A 16,740-nucleotide genomic window follows, 5' to 3' on the forward strand; every position below is an offset into this window, starting at 1 on the left:
AATGATAAATTTTCGAAAGTTCACCAGATACTGGTGAACAACTTTGTTAAAATACCCAGCATCTAATACTTGTATAAGTTACTTAACAGATGAATTTTAAAGGTAATCATATTCTTTCGGTTAATCAGTTTGATCGCGAGGCCATTGAACGAGTATTTAACGTAGCCCATCAAATGTTGCCTTACGCCAAACGAAGAAAACGCACCACAGTATTAGAAGGAGCAATTTTAGGTAACTTATTCTTTGAACCAAGTACCCGCACTAGAGTCAGTTTTGGCACTGCATTTAATTTACTGGGTGGTGAAGTGCGCGAAACCACTGGATTAAGCAATTCAGCCTTAGCTAAAGGTGAGTCCTTGTATGATACCGCGCGAGTACTCAGTGGATACTCAGATATTATTGCCATGCGACACCCCGATTCAGGCTCAGTTGCCGAATTTGCCGAAGGTAGTCGGGTTCCAGTCATTAATGGGGGCGATGGCGCCAATGAACACCCTACCCAAGCATTATTAGATTTATACACTATTCAAAAGGAACTGCAGGATCACGGCAGTAGTATTGATGGAATGCACATTGCCATGATTGGCGATTTAAAATATGGCCGAACCGTACATTCATTGTCTAAGTTATTGTGTTTATTTAAAAACGTGCGTTTTACTTTGATTTCACCCAAAGAGCTCAACATGCCCGCTTCGATAATTGCTGCAATAGAAAACGCCGGACATCAATACACAATCACCGATCAATTTGAAGGCAGTGTCGACGCCGATATTTGCTATCAAACCCGTATTCAAGAAGAACGCTTTCCTTCACAACATGAAGCTAACCAATATCGAGGTAAATTTCGCTTAAATCAGCAAATTTATACTAAACATTTTCAATCTAAGACAGTTATCATGCATCCGCTTCCAAGGGATTCTCGCGCTGAGGCCAACGAGTTAGACAACGACTTAAACCTTAACCCTAATCTTGCGATTTTCCGCCAAACAGACAATGGCGTGTTAGTGCGTATGGCTTTATTTGCCTTAACCTTAGGAGTCGAGGATATTGTTGCTCAATATGATCGAGACATACATTGGCACGTAAATATCTGATCAACTAACTTTCCATCAACACATTTATTGAGAAAAAGAAGTCATTATGCAAAAATCACACAGCTTGTTCGAGCGCGCCAAACAACATATTCCCGGTGGCGTTAATTCTCCCGTGAGAGCCTTTAAAGCGGTAGGTGGTACGCCTCCTTTTATCAGTAAAGCCGATGGCCCGTATATTTTTGATGCCGACGGCAAACGTTATATTGACTATGTGCAATCATGGGGACCTATGGTACTAGGCCATAATCACCCTAAGATCCGCCAAGCGGTGATTGATGCCGCAGCCAATGGTTTAAGTTTTGGTGCTCCTACCGAGTCCGAAGTGATCATGGCTGAAAAAGTCAGCGAATTAGTGCCTTCTATGCAAGTGCTACGTATGGTCAATTCTGGTACCGAAGCCACAATGAGCGCCATTCGTTTAGCTCGCGGTTTTACCCAACGCGATAAAATTCTTAAATTTGAAGGTTGTTACCATGGCCATGCCGATGCCTTATTAGTCAAAGCGGGCTCAGGCGCTTTAACTTTTGGTGTACCTAGTTCGCCGGGTATTCCCGCTGATTTTGCCAAACACACCCTAACTATGGAATACAATAATCTCGAATCTGTTGCGCATGCCTTTCAGCAGCATCCTGAAGATATCGCTTGTATCATAGTTGAACCTGTCGCAGGCAACATGAACTGTATCCCGCCAGTTGATGGCTTTTTAGAAGGTCTTAGAGATATTTGTGATCAATACGGTGCTTTGCTAATTTTTGATGAAGTGATGACAGGTTTTCGGGTGGCACGAGGCGGCGCCCAAGAAAAATACAATATCCAACCAGACCTGACTTGTTTAGGCAAGGTAATAGGCGGAGGTATGCCTGTGGGTGCTTTCGGCGGAAAAGCTGAAATAATGCGCCATATTTCACCCGATGGCCCTGTCTATCAAGCAGGCACATTGTCTGGCAACCCAGTTGCTATGGCGGCAGGTTTGGCCTCATTAGCCGAAATCGAAAAAGAAGGCTTATACGCACAACTATCCGAGGCGACTCAAACCTTAGCCGAAGGTTTTAAAAGGCTTGCGAATAAGCATGGGATCCCCATGTCGGTTAATTACGCTGGCAGTATGTTTGGGTTGTTTTTCACCGATGTTGAGCGGGTAACAAATTACCAACAAGCAATAAACTGCAACACCAAACAATTTAACCATTTTTATCATGGCATGTTAGAAAAAGGCGTGTACTTAGCCCCTGCTTCATACGAAGCCGGCTTTGTATCTGCAGAGCATAGTGATGAAATTGTGCAACAAACATTAGACATTGCCGATATAGTATTAGCGGATGTTGCAGCCCATTGCAGCTAAACCGTGATAAAGTTGAGTCAAACTCGTTAGTTATAGAGAGATAAAATACACCTAATGCTTGAGCAAGTATTACAACCATTACCGCTGTTGTTGTGCATCATTATTGCGCTTTATACAATAGTGGTAGTGGTGCTTTTAAAAAAAACCGCACGGCTATCTAAGCTGGCGGCAAAAGATACACAAACATCCTTAAAAAGCAGCCATCAACCGCTTAACCAATACGACACATTGCAACTGTATAAAAACAAGGCCGACGAGGCCATGCGTATAAATCAGACGTTTCGTAAATTTGTCCCTAAACAGTTTGTTGATCACCTTGCTAAACATGGCTCAGATACACTAGAGCTTGGCCGTGCCGACGAAGATGAATTGGCCATATTATTCTCAGACATCCGCGGTTTTACTAGCTTGTCGGAGGAAATGAGTCCACAGGAGTTGATGAATTTTCTGAATTCATATTTTTTACGGATGAACGAGCCGATCCATAACAACAATGGCTTTATTGACAAATTCATCGGCGATGCCGTGATGGCATTGTTTGATAGACCAACGGGTAATAATACAGACAAAGCCCAAGACGCCATCCGCGCTGCACTCGATTTACGTTATGCCATTAATTTATATAACCAACATCGCGCTAACTGTAACTATCCGCCTGTGAACATTGGTATTGGGATCCACTTTGGTCCTGTGATCATAGGCACGGTAGGGTCTGATGATCGAATGGACACCACTGTAATTGGTGATAGCGTAAATATCGCCTACCGCCTTGAAGCCCTTGCGCCTAAATACAATGCCGATATCGTCATCAGCGCGCAAACCTTAAAGCAAGCCAAAGTTAAAGAGCTATTTGAATATCGTTTATTAGACTGGGTAAGAGTAAAAGGCAGACAAGCACCCATAGAAGTGTATGAGGTTATCGATCACCTAGATGCAGATCTAAAACAACTAAAGTTAGCCAATGCGCCATTGATTGAACAAGGTCTGGCCTGTCGAAAACAGCAAAAATGGCAGCAGGCTATCAATTTATTTCAACAAGCACTGGAGATTAATCCAGAAGATAGGCTAGCGGTTCACCACCTTGAGCAATGCCTAAAATTAGAGCATTCAAAATTAACAGAAGATTGGGACGGATCGATCTCGCTGTAGGTGCGATAAGCATGCTATAAAGATACTTACATGACCCGAACTAATCAGTCGCTTGTTGTTTAATAAAACTCGTCGAAGGTGCAAAATATGCCCCACCTGTTTCAGCAGAGGTGAAATCCAGTAACTTGTCGTAATTGCCTTCTTCATCACCAAAAATCATGCTTTTGAGCATTTTAGTAAAAGGTTCAGGACTGTTGGCACAAGAAACAAAGTACAAACCCTGCACCGACATATCACCATAGGGCATACTTTGCCTGAGCATTTCGATGCTATTGCCCTTTTCATCTTTTAAAGCGGTACGTTTGGTATGGGAAAATGCGGCTTTTTTATCACTGGCATACTCAACATTATCAGTCTTGGTTCTACCTATTACATCTTCTTGATTGGATACCGGCAACAGTTGCCATTTTGTCATATTGTGGCGATAACGCTGCACATGAATATAACTACCACCAGCAAAATCAGGGTCTTGGTCGCCTACTATAGCCACCTCAAATTTGTGCATGCCGCGAGGGTTTTCGGTACCTTCCACAAAACCCGTTAAATCTCTGCCGTCTAAGTATCGAAATCCTTTTATTTCTTCAAACAAATCGACATGAGGTTTTAACAGCTCAATAATTTCAGTGCCAATAGCATGACAAATATCCATTCTATCGGCTTTAATTTGAATAAATAGATCACCCGGTGAGTGAGGAGCATTACGATCATCACAATCCATCGCCGGAAATGGTGCGAGTTCTTTAGGAATAATGTCTGGATACAACTCGTACCAATAATCGGTGCCTATGGCGATAACACCCGACACCATGGCCTCGTAATATTCTTCATCAAAATGACTAAACAAATCCAGTATGCGTGCTAATTTTGCCCGTATGGCTTGCACGTCATCGTCCACTACTGTCAGGGTAAGAAACAGTGCATGTAAATTCGGCTCTGCACAAATGCCTTTTTGAGCTTGAGTCATAAGTTTTTTCTACTTTCCAACACTGTTAATAACCCGCTGCCTGGCCATCTTTTCGACTTTCAGATGCGCCATAATAGACACCAGATTTTGGATCACGCATGATTGCCTGATAACCGCCAAATGCGCCGACTATATCTCTTAATTTGTGGCCTTTTTTCATAAGCTCTCGTTTGACCTTAGGGGCAAATCCAGACTCCAGTCTAACATAGCCGCCGTCTGTCATGAGTTTATCTGTGGGTTGGCTAGAGCCTGTGTGCAAGATCCGCGGCGCATCCCCCGCTTCTTGTAAATTCATCCCAAAATCAATTAGGTTGACTACAATTTGCGCATGCATTTGTGGTTGCGCGCTCCCGCCCATCACCCCAAAGCTCACCCAAGGTTGACCATTACGGGTAATAAATGCCGGAATAATAGTATGAAACGGACGCTTATTGGGTGCGTAGACATTAAAATGCCCGTCCTGCAAACTGAACAATTCACCTCTATCTTGCAACATAAAACCCAAACCAGTAGGGATCATTCCCGACCCCATGCCGCGAAAATTACTTTGAATTAGCGATACCATATTGCCATCCTTGTCGGCAGTGGTAAGGTAGATTGTGTCTCCATTATCTATCCCAGCATCAACTCGTTTTGCCGCTTTGTTATTGTCGATTAATGTTCGACGGGTTTTCGCGTACTCTTTTGATATCAACCAATCGACGGGTATTTTATTAAATTCTGGATCGGCGTAATACTTGGCTCTATCTGCAAAGGCTAACTTTTTTGCCTCAACAAAGGTATGAATATATTGCTCTGAACCAAATCCCATACCTTCCACATCATACTGTTCCAAAAGATTTAAAATTTGCAAAGCCGCAATACCTTGACCATTAGGTGGTAATTCCCACACATCATAGCCTTTGTAATTGCTGGATATTGGCTCTACCCATTCTGAGGTATGGCTAGCTAAGTCGTCATAACTTAAAAATCCGTCTTGTTCCTTCATAAAGGCGGCAATTGAACGGGCAATATCTCCCTTGTAAAACGCATCGCGACCACCGGTGGCGATTTTTTCATAGGTTACCGCTAATCGCTTATTTTTAAATATTTCGCCTTTCGCCGGTGTTTTACCATTAGGCATATAGGTTTCTTTAAAGCCTTCATAGTCCTTAAAGTAAAAAGCACTTCGCTGTAAATAATAAGCAATCAATTCACTGACTGGGAAACCTGACTTAGCGTACTCAATGCTAGGGGCAAGGATACTGGTCATGGGTAAATTGCCGAACTTCCCATGTAAGGCGAACCAGCCATCAACTGCACCAGGAACAGAAACCGGAAGCGGCCCGTCAGCAGGGATACTTTTAAGGCCCTGCTCTTTTAAATATTCTAAGCTCAACGACTTTGGTGAACGACCCGAGGCATTAAGTCCATATAATTGTTGGGTTTTTGCATCCCAAACTATGGCAAATAAATCGCCACCTATGCCACTACCCGTTGGCTCCACTAACCCTAACAAGGCATTGGCTGCAATAGCCGCATCGATTGCATTACCACCTTGCCTTAAAATTTCTAGAGCAACTTGAGTGGCTAAAGGTTGGCTAGTTGCCACCATGGCATGTTGAGCAATCACCTCAGAACGGGAAGCGAAGGTTTCACCTGTTATCCGGTCAAAAGCGAAGCAATGCAGGTTGGTTAACATGAGGGTAAACAAAGGTAAACAATTTGATATTTTCATGGGTTAAAGTATCAAGATGAACAATACCTTTAGCATACTCTGATTTTGCGCTTTAAGGCACTGACTTATACCTATGGGTGGTATTTGGCGCAAACCAACTGGTCTGCGCCTGTTATGCCCGTATGGGTCAGTAAGCAGATTTTCTAGGAGTGTGAGCGCGTAAAGTCAGGGTAAGCTTCTAAGCCACACTCACTCATATCTACCCCATCAAACTCTTCTTCCTCAGAAACTCGGACCCCTACCATTGCCTTGATAATTGACCAAACAATAAAGCTGCTAGTAAACACCCAAGCAAATATAGTGATGGCACCCAGTAACTGCCCAAAAAATGTTGCAGAGTCGGGATTAGTGACAGGTACAAGCAATAAACCCAACAACCCCACCACACCATGGACTGAAATAGCCCCAACAGGATCATCTATCTTTAATTTATCAAGAGTAATAATGCTAAACACCACCAAGACACCACCAATAGCACCAAACAAAGTCGCTTGTAAAGGTGTTGGGGTTGAAGGTTCTGCAGTGATCGCCACTAGGCCCGCCAAAGCACCATTTAATGCCATGGTCAAATCTGCCTTCTTAAATAGCAATCGAGCTAACAGCAACGCAGCTACTAAACCGCCTGCAGCAGCAGCGTTAGTATTCATAAATACCACGGCAACACTATTGGCACTTTCAACACTGGCCGTCGCCAAAACAGAACCACCGTTAAAGCCAAACCATCCCATCCATAAAATGAATGTGCCTAAAGTCGCCAGAGGTAAGTTAGCACCGGGAATAGCAATGGCTCTGCCGTCGCTGCTATATTTACCCTTTCGCGCGCCAAGTAATAACACCCCAGCTAGAGCTGCTGCAGCCCCAGCCAAATGAACTATGCCCGAGCCAGCAAAATCTGAGAAACCAAAATCACTTAAGGTATATAAGCCAAATACTGGCTCCCCCCCCCAAGTCCATGCCCCTTCCATAGGATAAATAAAGCCGGTTAGAACAACAGTAAATGCTAAGAATGACCAAAGTTTCATACGTTCGGCCACCGCGCCAGACACAATAGACATGGCCGTAGCTACAAATACCACTTGAAAGAAGAAGTCGGCTGAAGGAGCGTAACTTGCAGGCTCTGCTACTCCTGTTGCTCCATCAGCGGTTATACCTGATAAAAATAGCGTAAAATCACCGCCTCCATACATGATGGAATATCCACACACCATATACATAATGCAGGAAATCGCATACAAACTGACGTTTTTAGTTAGGATCTCGGTGGTATTTTTAGCTCGTACTAGCCCTGCCTCGAGCATAGTAAAACCAGCCGCCATCCACATAACTAGCGCGCCACAGATTAAAAAATAAAAAGTATCTAGGGCGTATCCCAATTCAAAAGTAATTTCCACAGTAACTCTCCTTCAATCTAAATAGCTTCGCCATCGGTTTCACCGGTACGAATACGAACTGCATGCTCTAAGTCATAGACAAAAACTTTACCGTCACCAATCTTTCCGGTCTGAGCAGCAGCAACTATGGACTCTACAAGTCGTTCAACATGATAGTCTTGCACAGCAATCTCGAGTTTCACCTTTGGTAAAAAGTCCACTTGGTATTCTGCGCCACGGTATAATTCGGTGTGGCCTTTTTGACGTCCAAAACCTTTCACTTCTGTAACTGTCAAACCTTCTATGCCTATTTCAGAGATGGCCTCTCTTACATCATCGAGCTTGAAGGGCTTAATGATCGCTGTAACTAATTTCATGTGATGTTTCCTAAGTAGATTTAACCAATAGCGACTAACTAAATTAAGCATTACAAGACCCATGCCATATTTTTTTAGTTATAAAATCAACTAATTAACTAAGTTCGCCTGCCTTTAGCTAGGTTCATATGGTTTTTTTTGGTGCAACAAATAAAAATAGGATCAAGTTGGTGCATATATTCAGACTTGGGATATCAACAGTTTGGAACAATAGAAATGCAATACGAAATAACCTATATAGAGAGCATTGCCTGTATCACACTCGAAGGTAATTTAAATGCCCTTGACTTAATGTTTATGTTTCAAAGTAAAGAATATAAAGATGTCATTAAGCAATACCAAAAAATAGTGATCGATTACACCGACATCTCATACCAATCCATCCTAACAATTGATCACTCAGCGAGATTTAAAAGCACCTAATCAAGGCGCTCGAATGAAGCAATAGTTATTCTATTGTAAGTTCGGGCAACGCAGAGTAGGTGCTTTTAAACCTCGCCCAAAGGGAGAACACCAGTGACTAATTGTTAGGATGAATTGGTATCAGGCGTAACCTTAACCCCAAAAGATGCAGTCGCTATCACAATGCTTGGAAAAATGGATTTGGAAAATCTTGGGAAAATGACCATTGTTATGGCTGTTAATGAAAACGAACGAGCACTAATGGAAAAAGTAACCAGAAGTATATTTTCAGACAGTCAAACCGATGTACTAGTAAGTGATTCAAGAAAAGGCGCCCTAATGCTGCTGCAACCTATTTTGAACTAATTAAATGTAGAGCACTCTATTAAACTCCAGGCGTTCACCTGAGATATGCGATAGGCCCTATTGGCAGTGATTAAAAAAAATGGCTTTCTTTTATTATCCTTTCTTCTTCACTTAGTCGTTATATATGTGATAACCCAGTCGGTTATGTTTCCTGAGATACTGGAGACGCCATCAAAAAAACCTCACATCATACAGGCAACAATTGTATATGATTTACCTGAATCTAGGTCAGATGCGTTAGCTGACCATCCAAAGCAAGAGTTATCTTTACCCACACTCACCCTGGAAGAGCCTGTCGAAGCTGAACAACCGAAAAACAACCTACCTGAGATAGCGTCCAAATTAGAAACTCCTCTACCTTCACTGCAGCAACCGATTTCTAAGTCGAAAGAACACAGACCAATCAAACCAGAACACTATGTTCAACCCAAAGATAAATCGACAATACTTCAGCCCGTCACATCATTATCAGATTCAAATATCCGCTCCTTTGTCACAAATATGGCTAGAAGTCACTTAAAAAACTATCAACAACATCAGCAAAATAACGTGGCTCAACGAGCATCTCGGCGTTATCAGCTAGGTAAAAACTCACCTATCATAGATGCACGTATCAAAAACCCTTTTATGAGCGAAGATGAAAAGATACTAGACAACCTAAAGTTACGCGCTAATTGCAACAGTGCCACCAATAAAACAGCAGCTGTTGTTTTAGGTTTTTTAGGCGCTCAAATCGACTGTTCAAAACCCCCGCCAATTAGCGGTTTTATTCAAGACAGAATACATAAAAAATCTACCCTTATAGGCCAAGCCCCTCTAGAGAGTAAAGCAAGACCGCAATCGGTTGTGATTAAAGAAGCCCCATAGAAACATTCGCCTCACGTAAGTGTGGAATGGACAAAAAATCACCTGATTGACTGAAAGTTTAGGGATTTCAATTTTTGTATTCTTTGTCTATCCGAAAATTTTTTGCCACCAGCTTTTCGGCTTTTCTGGCACTCTAGAATCACCAAAACACTTTTTAGGTGTAGGAGGTAAAGCAGCGGTTATGGCAGGAACACTATAAGTATCGATACATCCCGCTTTACTTAATCTACCGGTAGCCTTGTCAAAATGAGCGATCCCTAAACCACTGGGGAAACGTCTTACCAGTGATTTCGGCTGCTGTTGTTGTTGATAGCCAATAAATAATTGCATTGCACCGCTTGCGCCGCTTAGGTTAACAGGTTGGTTGTTGTCTTTACCTATCCAGCTGGTGACTAGCATGTTTTTGTCAAAGCCCGAAAACCAGCTATCGCGATAGTCATCAGTTGTACCGGTTTTACCTGCCATGTTGATATTGGGGAACTTTGCTTTTACGGCCTTAGCCGTGCCTTCTAGGGTAACTTTGTGTAGAGCGTAATTCAGCAAATAGGTGGCTTGCTCATTTACGCGCTGTTCGGCTACTACATCGAAGTGCCATAGTAAGTCATTGTCAGGCGACATGATGGCCGTAATTGAATGCAGAGGTATAAAGCGACCGTTGTTTGCAATAGTTTGATACATCTGGTTCACTTGCAGTGGTGAAAAGTTTACGGCACCTAAGGTAAGAGCTGGGTACAGTTCAAGTTCTTCTTCTACTCCTAAACGCCAGATTGTATCGGCAATATTTGCTAAACCTAAATTCATGCCTAAGGTGACAGTAGGCACGTTCAGAGATCGACTCAAAGCGGTCACTAGTGGTACCTGACCACGAAATTTTTTATCGGAATTTTGCGGCTCCCACATTTTGCCGTAAGTACTTTTCAGTTTTATGGGCTTATCAGTGAGGTGAGTTGCTAAGTTATACTCAGCGGCCTGTTCAAGTGCAGTCAAATAGATAGCAGGTTTGATCAAAGATCCAATCGAGCGTTTCGCATCAAGGGCTCTATTAAAACCAGCGTAATCGACATTTCGGCCACCTACAATTGAACGAATTTCCCCTGAATCGATATCAGTCACTAACAAAGCGGCTTCAAAGCCATCTTTACCTAAACGCTTTTCTTGCTTAGCCAACCCTTGCACCACAGCCCGCTCGGCCTTTACCTGTGCGTTTGAGTCTAAGGTGGTAAACACTCTTAACCCAGATTCACGAATATCAGGATTATCTAACACCAAACGAAGTTCCCGCCGCACTTGATCCATAAAGGCTGGATGCTTGTCTTTTCTAAGGCTGGCACCTGTGGCGAGTTTAATTGGCAAGGCCACTAAGTCTTGGTATTCGTTAGGGGTCAACAGATTGCTTTCAAACATCAAGCGCAATACTATATTTCGCCTTGCTGTTACTCGTTTAGGATGGCGTCTGGGATTGTAATAGGAAGGGCCTTTGATAATGCCAACTAAAGTGGCAATTTCGTCGATATTGAGTTCGTTCAAGGGGCGGTCGAAATAGAAATAACTCGCCAAACCAAAGCCATACACCCCTGTGTCGCCATTTTGGCCTAAAAACACTTCGTTCAAGTAAGCTTCTAAGATCACATCCTTGCTATACCTAAATTCGATTATCAGCGCCATGGCCGCTTCTTTTGCCTTACGCACTAGTGATTTTTCTCTGGTTAAAAAGAGGTTTTTAACCAGTTGCTGCGTTAAGGTACTGCCGCCCTGCACAGTTCGCCCCGCAGAGATATTCGCTATTAAGGCCCGCAAAATAGAAAGCGGTGCCACGCCAAAATGCTGATAAAAGTCTTGGTCTTCAACGGCCACCAATGCTTGGGTCAAAATGGCAGGAACGTCCTCAATTCGCAGCAGCATACGATCTTCACGGACACTACTGACTAACCGCGTCACCAGCCAAGGTTCGAGGTAAATATTGTCGATATCATAATCAGATGTTAGGTCTCTAATTTGACTAATGCGTTGATTTTTTAGGGTTATTTCAATATGCCTTAAATCTTCGGTGCCATGAGCAAACTCAAATTTGCGGCGTTGGATGCGAATACGTTTGCTCAACACTTGGTATTCACCAGAACTATCAGCGTGAGTCACCCTGCGATAACCTAGCAGTTGCAACTCTTCTTCAATTTCCTTGATAGTTATTTCTTGCTTTAAATGCAAATACAAGGGACGCGCGAATATTTGTGCTGGCACCTGCCACTTATTGCCGGCAAACTTTTTGCTAATTTGCGCATCAAGATAAACGGCATAAGACCCAAACACTAAGATAAAAATTACCAGTAACTTCCCCCAGTTGCGCCAAAGCCAACGAAATGGATTGAGGCGCTTCCAAATTGACGGCTTTACAGCAGGGCTTTTGGTTTTAGCTTTGATGGTTTTTCGTTTACCTGCGGGGGTTTTACTCATGATTTACTGCTCATTCGTTTTTTAGTGCGCGTTGTTGCTTGGGCATTAGCGGGATCATCTGGCCAATAATGACGAGGATAACGGCCTTTCATTTCTTTTTGTACTTCTTTATAACTACCTTGCCAAAATCTAGGTAAATCTTGCGTAGTTTGTATAGGCCGCCCTGCGGGTGATAATAGCTCAACCGTAATAGGAATTTGATGTGCAACACTAGGATGGGACTGCAAACTGTATAGCTCCTGCATACGCACCGACAACACCACCTTATTGTCCGCGGTGTATTGCAGTTGTGCACTTCTACCACTAGGTAAAGCTAAACGTTTAGGTAATAGCTGATTTAAGCTTTGCTGTTGTGCATAGTCCAGCTCACTCGAAAGTTGTTGTAAAAAATCACACTGAGAAAACTGCTGCCATGTTACAACATCTACAAGGTAAGGCAGTAACCAGCGATCAATTGATTTCAGCAACCCAGATTCAGTGAAATCAGGCATAGTTGCAGTGTTTGAAAAACGCGCCGCCATTGTTACGCGATAAATATATTGCTGGGTCTCATCGTTAAATGGAATACTTTGGATCCCTTTGTCGTGAATAATGTCTTGCCATATACCCAAAATATGTTGCTGAGAAGGACGCTTACTGGCCTGTTTATGCAGTACAATACTGCCTAAGGTTGTTTGTATCTCTGAGACAATTCTCTGATGGGACTCATCCCAACTGACCCGTTCTTTTTTCTGCAATAAATCATGGAAATATTGTTCAAGCTGCGCCGCCGTTAAAGAGTCGGCATAACGAATTTGGGCATTATCTTGCTGCTTGTCGCTGGTTTGCATTGTGGCAATCGCCAACCAAGGTTGAGTTGTTAACTCATCATCTTGGAACAATACCGCGCCACTGCCATTAGCCAACTGATAGCGTTCATCTTTTCGCTGCTTGGCCAGCCATTGTGGATAGGCAAAACCAACTAAAATAGCAGTATCTTCGATAGGCCAAGGTAATAGGCGACATTGCAACTTACCGTGCCACTGGCGGATAGTTTGCCAAATAAAGTGATTTTTCTGTTGTAGCAAAAAATGTAATCTAGCAGATAGACTCGCGCCATGTGTGTTTCTACTGCTTGCACTCAAGGGATCCTTATTTTCTACAAGAGCAGCAATGGCGCATGCCAAACTTAAATGCTCGGGGCTCAATTGCGCACTTTTTAGTAACATCACCGCAAGACTAGGGTGACAGCCTAAACCGTGCGCCTTGTGCCCTAAAGCGGTGAGTTTTTTATTATCATCCATTAGACCAAGTTGCATTAACAGCCCATAGCCCTGAGACAACTGCGCTGCAGTAGGGTAATCCAACAAGGCCAGTTCACTCACGTTGCTGCCCCACACTGCACTTTCCAAAATAAAACTGCTCATATCACTGTGCATGATTTCACTAGCACTTTGTTTTGCTAAACGACTGTGCTGCTCTTGACTCCAAAGGCGATAGCAAGTACCTGCGGTTAAACGCCCCGCTCGACCCGCTCGCTGGGTAGCCGACGCCTGAGATATTTTTTGGCTTTGCAGATGGGTGATACCACGATTTAGTTGATAAATCGCTTTTTTCTCAATACCGCTATCAATCACCACTTCAATCCCTTCTATAGTTAAACTGGTTTCGGCGATATTGGTGGCTAGTACAATTTTGCGCTTGCCCTGTGGATGTGGCATCAAAGCCCGTTGTTGCTCAGTTTTCGATAACTCAGAAAACAACTGCAACACCTCAACTTCAGCTAAAAAATGTTGACTCAAACGCTGCGCCGCTTTGTTAATGTCGGCGGCACCGGGTAAAAACACTAAGCAGTCGTGCTTATGCCGTGGAAACACCTGTATCACTAGCCGGCTAATTTTTTCAAACAAAGGTAAAGATGCGTTATCGTTTTGATAAACAATGTCCACAGGGTAACTTTTACCTTGAGACTCCAGTAACTTGGCCTGAGGCAATAATGCACTTAATCCAGTGACATCAAGGGTGGCCGACATCACTAATAAACGTAAATCTTCCCGCAGGGCTTGCTGTACTTCCAAGCACAATGCCAGTGAAAAATCGGCATGCACACTGCGCTCATGAAATTCATCAAAAATGATTAAACCCACATCTGGCAGTTCCGGTTGGTTTTGCAACATGCGAGTTAGAATGCCTTCGGTGACTATCTCAAGCCTTGTGTGAGTACTTACTTTTACCTCACTTCTTATGCGATAGCCTATGGTTTGCCCAACCGGTTCACCTAGTTGACTGGCTAAGTAACGGGCTATACTGCGCACTGCGATCCGTCGTGGCTGTAGTAGCATGATCTTTTTATCTTTGAACACATCGAGTTTTAGCAAAGATAAAGGCAAACAAGTGGACTTTCCCGCACCCGGAGGGGCAACAACTATGGCGTCGCCGCTAATGAGCTGCTGATGTAATGGCGGTAGAATATGTTCAACGGGCAACAAATGACATCTCTTAGGGTTTGATTAGCAATAAAGGGTGGTTCAAATTGAGATGATAACAAACATAAGAGGTAGCAGCATGCGGGCATTTTTTGGTTTATCTCCCGACATTAAGACCACACTTGAAATTGAAGCATGGCGCAGCAAGGCGTTTCCCGATTTTGCCGCCCCAGTACCGGGGGCCAACTTTCATGTAACCTTAGCATTTTTGGGGCAAGTATCACCTACGCAACTCGATGCATTGTGCGAAAATGTTGATGCAATGCCAGAGGTGCAGGCATTCGATGTGTCTTTGAACCATGTGGGTTATTGGGCAAAACCCAAAGCGCTGTGGCTAGGCAGTCATCACACTCACCCTGCTCATCAACAGTTAGTGACCCACATCACTCACAGTTGCAAAATGGCGGGCTTACAGCTTACCCAAAGAGAATACATTGCCCACCTTACCCTTGCCAGAAAATGCACAGTCAATCCACCAGCGGCCTTAATCGAACCTCAATTTTCTTGGCATAATACCGAGTTTCACCTGTACGAGTCTGTATCTGGCAAGCAAGGGGTGACTTACCCAATCCGCCACTCTTGGTCAATATGCCAATCTGGTTGAGTTGGTGATGGCTCGCCTGAGTTAATTCTGATATAGCTATTTTTGTTCTTTACCCTGAATGGCTTAGCGGGTAACAATGTGTAATAAAGGAAATGAAGGTTTTATAGATCATGCAGCAGACATTTAGATTAGTTATAGACTGTCCAGACCAAGTGGGATTAGTCGCAGCCGTGAGTCAATTTTTAGCTGAGCAGAATGCCACTATTGTTGAAGCGAACCATCATACCGATCAGCAAACGGGGCGTTTTTTTATGCGCCACGAAATCAAAGCCGAGTCCATCGCAATGAGTATTAACAGCGTCAAGCAGGCTTTTGAACCAATAGCGACAAAGTTTAAGATGAATTGGAAAATTGCTGATTCACACCAAAAACAAAAAGTGGTGTTGCTGGCCAGCCATGAATCCCATTGTTTGATGGATATTTTACATCGCTGGCACAGTGGCGAATTGCACTGTGATATTCCTTGTATTATTGCCAACCACCCGCAAATGAAACAATTTGCCGATTGGCACAATATCCCGTTTCATTGGGTAGATTTTAAAGAGCAACCTAAAGAGCAAGCGTTTGCAGAAGTAGAAAAACTTATCGAAGCCTATCAAGCTGACTTAACCGTACTGGCTAGGTTTATGCAAATAATCCCTGACCATCTTTGTAAAAAATTGGCAGGTAAAGCGATTAATATTCACCATAGTTTTTTGCCGTCATTTGCCGGTGCTAAACCCTATCTACAAGCATACAATCGTGGAGTTAAGCTGATTGGTGCCACCTGCCACTATGTTACCAGCGACTTGGATGAAGGGCCGATTATTGAGCAAGAAGTAATGCGCATAAGCCACAGTGATACCTCTGCTGATATGGTGCGCAAAGGTAAAAACTGTGAAAAAACCGCGCTCGCTAATGGCGTTCGGTACCATTTAGAAGACCGAGTGATTATTCACAAGAACAAAACCGTGGTATTTGCCTAGTGTCGATTTTTCTTATTCGCCATGGTCAAACAAACGGCAATAGAGATCGCATTGTACAAGTGCCAGAAACACCACTTTCGGATATAGGGCAACAACAAGCGATACAACTGGCGGCAAGTTTTAAGTATATCGCCATTGATGCAATCATATGTAGCGACTACTTACGCACTCAACAAACAGCGGCTCCGCTTAAATCAGTTGGCCAACCAACCTTTAGTTTGCAGCCTTTGCTAAGAGAAAGAGATTTCGGCGACTTACGTGGTAAAGCATACAATGAGATTGGCGCAGATATTTTTGAGGACGGATACTCCCCACCCAATGGCGAAAGCCCTCAGCAATTTTTAACACGCGTTAACTTGGCTTGGGAATGTATTTTAGATACCTACCAACAAACTCCAGGAAACCTAGTTGTCATGACCCATGGCTTAGTTTTACGTGAATTAATAAGACAACATCTTATCGTTGCTAACAGCATTAAATCGCTTTCGGATTTTCAAAATACTTGTATTACCGAAGTCTGTGGTAAAGACAAAAAGACGGTTTTAAGGTTATGTGATGCCAATCATCTCGTACAAGCTAATGTCCAAGGTGCGGCTGTTTAGATCAG

Annotated in this window: 15 protein-coding genes; 9 read left to right on the forward strand and 6 right to left on the reverse strand. The window is 43.3% G+C overall.

Annotated elements, in window-relative coordinates; all coding sequences use genetic code 11:
* Nucleotides 1-89: 89 nt before the first annotated feature.
* Genes Q0688_RS18090 through Q0688_RS18100 form a run of 3 tightly spaced genes read left to right on the forward strand, consistent with a single transcriptional unit; the run spans nt 90 to nt 3,585 of the window.
* Nucleotides 90-1,094, forward strand: coding sequence for an aspartate carbamoyltransferase (locus Q0688_RS18090; RefSeq protein ID WP_299080234.1), 1,005 nt, complete (start codon nt 90-92; stop codon nt 1,092-1,094).
* A 46-nt stretch (nt 1,095-1,140) separates the two neighbouring features.
* Complete coding sequence (gene hemL, locus Q0688_RS18095) at nt 1,141-2,436, forward strand: glutamate-1-semialdehyde 2,1-aminomutase (protein ID WP_299080236.1); 1,296 nt, start codon at nt 1,141-1,143, stop codon at nt 2,434-2,436.
* Nucleotides 2,437-2,490: 54 nt separating this feature from the next.
* Complete coding sequence (locus Q0688_RS18100) at nt 2,491-3,585, forward strand: adenylate/guanylate cyclase domain-containing protein (protein ID WP_299080239.1); 1,095 nt, start codon at nt 2,491-2,493, stop codon at nt 3,583-3,585.
* A gap of 40 nt (nt 3,586-3,625) precedes the next feature.
* On the opposite strand, the gene Q0688_RS18105 is transcribed toward Q0688_RS18100, so the two are convergent.
* The 4 genes from Q0688_RS18105 to Q0688_RS18120 all read right to left on the reverse strand — a co-directional run bounded on the left by Q0688_RS18105 (nt 3,626) and on the right by Q0688_RS18120 (nt 8,013).
* Entirely contained in the window at nt 3,626-4,549 is a 924-nt protein-coding gene (locus Q0688_RS18105; RefSeq protein ID WP_299080242.1) for a Dyp-type peroxidase, read from the reverse strand.
* Between the two features lie 25 nt (nt 4,550-4,574).
* A complete protein-coding gene (ggt, locus tag Q0688_RS18110) occupies nt 4,575-6,230 on the reverse strand; it encodes a gamma-glutamyltransferase (protein ID WP_299080456.1) in 1,656 nt (551 codons plus the stop codon).
* A gap of 179 nt (nt 6,231-6,409) precedes the next feature.
* Entirely contained in the window at nt 6,410-7,657 is a 1,248-nt protein-coding gene (locus Q0688_RS18115; protein WP_299080245.1) for an ammonium transporter, read from the reverse strand.
* 17 nt (nt 7,658-7,674) lie between these two features.
* Nucleotides 7,675-8,013, reverse strand: coding sequence for a P-II family nitrogen regulator (locus Q0688_RS18120; RefSeq protein ID WP_299080248.1), 339 nt, complete (start codon nt 8,011-8,013; stop codon nt 7,675-7,677).
* A gap of 216 nt (nt 8,014-8,229) precedes the next feature.
* Here Q0688_RS18120 and Q0688_RS18125 point away from each other — a divergent pair, with 216 nt between their 5' ends.
* The 3 genes from Q0688_RS18125 to Q0688_RS18135 all read left to right on the forward strand — a co-directional run bounded on the left by Q0688_RS18125 (nt 8,230) and on the right by Q0688_RS18135 (nt 9,648).
* Nucleotides 8,230-8,436, forward strand: a complete 207-nt coding sequence (locus tag Q0688_RS18125) for a hypothetical protein (protein WP_299080251.1) — start codon at nt 8,230-8,232, stop codon at nt 8,434-8,436.
* 114 nt (nt 8,437-8,550) lie between these two features.
* Nucleotides 8,551-8,781 (forward strand): hypothetical protein, encoded by a 231-nt coding sequence (locus Q0688_RS18130; protein ID WP_299080254.1) that lies wholly within the window; start codon nt 8,551-8,553, stop codon nt 8,779-8,781.
* A 66-nt stretch (nt 8,782-8,847) separates the two neighbouring features.
* The gene (locus tag Q0688_RS18135; protein WP_299080256.1) at nt 8,848-9,648 is read left to right on the forward strand and encodes a hypothetical protein; all 801 of its coding nucleotides are present in this window, start codon (nt 8,848-8,850) and stop codon (nt 9,646-9,648) included.
* A gap of 87 nt (nt 9,649-9,735) precedes the next feature.
* On the opposite strand, the gene mrcB is transcribed toward Q0688_RS18135, so the two are convergent.
* Both mrcB and hrpB read right to left on the reverse strand, forming a co-directional pair.
* The gene (gene mrcB, locus Q0688_RS18140) at nt 9,736-12,099 is read right to left on the reverse strand and encodes a penicillin-binding protein 1B (RefSeq protein WP_299080259.1); all 2,364 of its coding nucleotides are present in this window, start codon (nt 12,097-12,099) and stop codon (nt 9,736-9,738) included.
* Complete coding sequence (gene hrpB / locus Q0688_RS18145) at nt 12,096-14,567, reverse strand: ATP-dependent helicase HrpB (protein WP_299080262.1); 2,472 nt, start codon at nt 14,565-14,567, stop codon at nt 12,096-12,098. The genes mrcB and hrpB overlap by 4 nt, the downstream gene beginning before the upstream one ends.
* Before the next feature lie 76 nt (nt 14,568-14,643).
* Between hrpB and thpR the strand changes: the two genes are divergently transcribed.
* The 3 genes from thpR (at nt 14,644) to Q0688_RS18160 (ending at nt 16,735) form a co-directional block, all read left to right on the forward strand.
* Nucleotides 14,644-15,168, forward strand: a complete 525-nt coding sequence (thpR, locus tag Q0688_RS18150; RefSeq protein ID WP_299080264.1) for an RNA 2',3'-cyclic phosphodiesterase — start codon at nt 14,644-14,646, stop codon at nt 15,166-15,168.
* Between the two features lie 110 nt (nt 15,169-15,278).
* The gene (gene purU, locus Q0688_RS18155) at nt 15,279-16,133 is read left to right on the forward strand and encodes a formyltetrahydrofolate deformylase (protein WP_299080267.1); all 855 of its coding nucleotides are present in this window, start codon (nt 15,279-15,281) and stop codon (nt 16,131-16,133) included.
* Nucleotides 16,133-16,735, forward strand: a complete 603-nt coding sequence (locus tag Q0688_RS18160) for a histidine phosphatase family protein (protein WP_299080270.1) — start codon at nt 16,133-16,135, stop codon at nt 16,733-16,735. Before purU ends, Q0688_RS18160 begins: the two co-directional genes overlap by 1 nt.
* The last annotated feature ends 5 nt before the right edge of the window (nt 16,736-16,740 follow it).

The sequence above is a fragment of the uncultured Paraglaciecola sp. genome, assembly GCF_937123705.1.
In the GTDB taxonomy this organism is placed as follows: domain Bacteria; phylum Pseudomonadota; class Gammaproteobacteria; order Enterobacterales; family Alteromonadaceae; genus Paraglaciecola.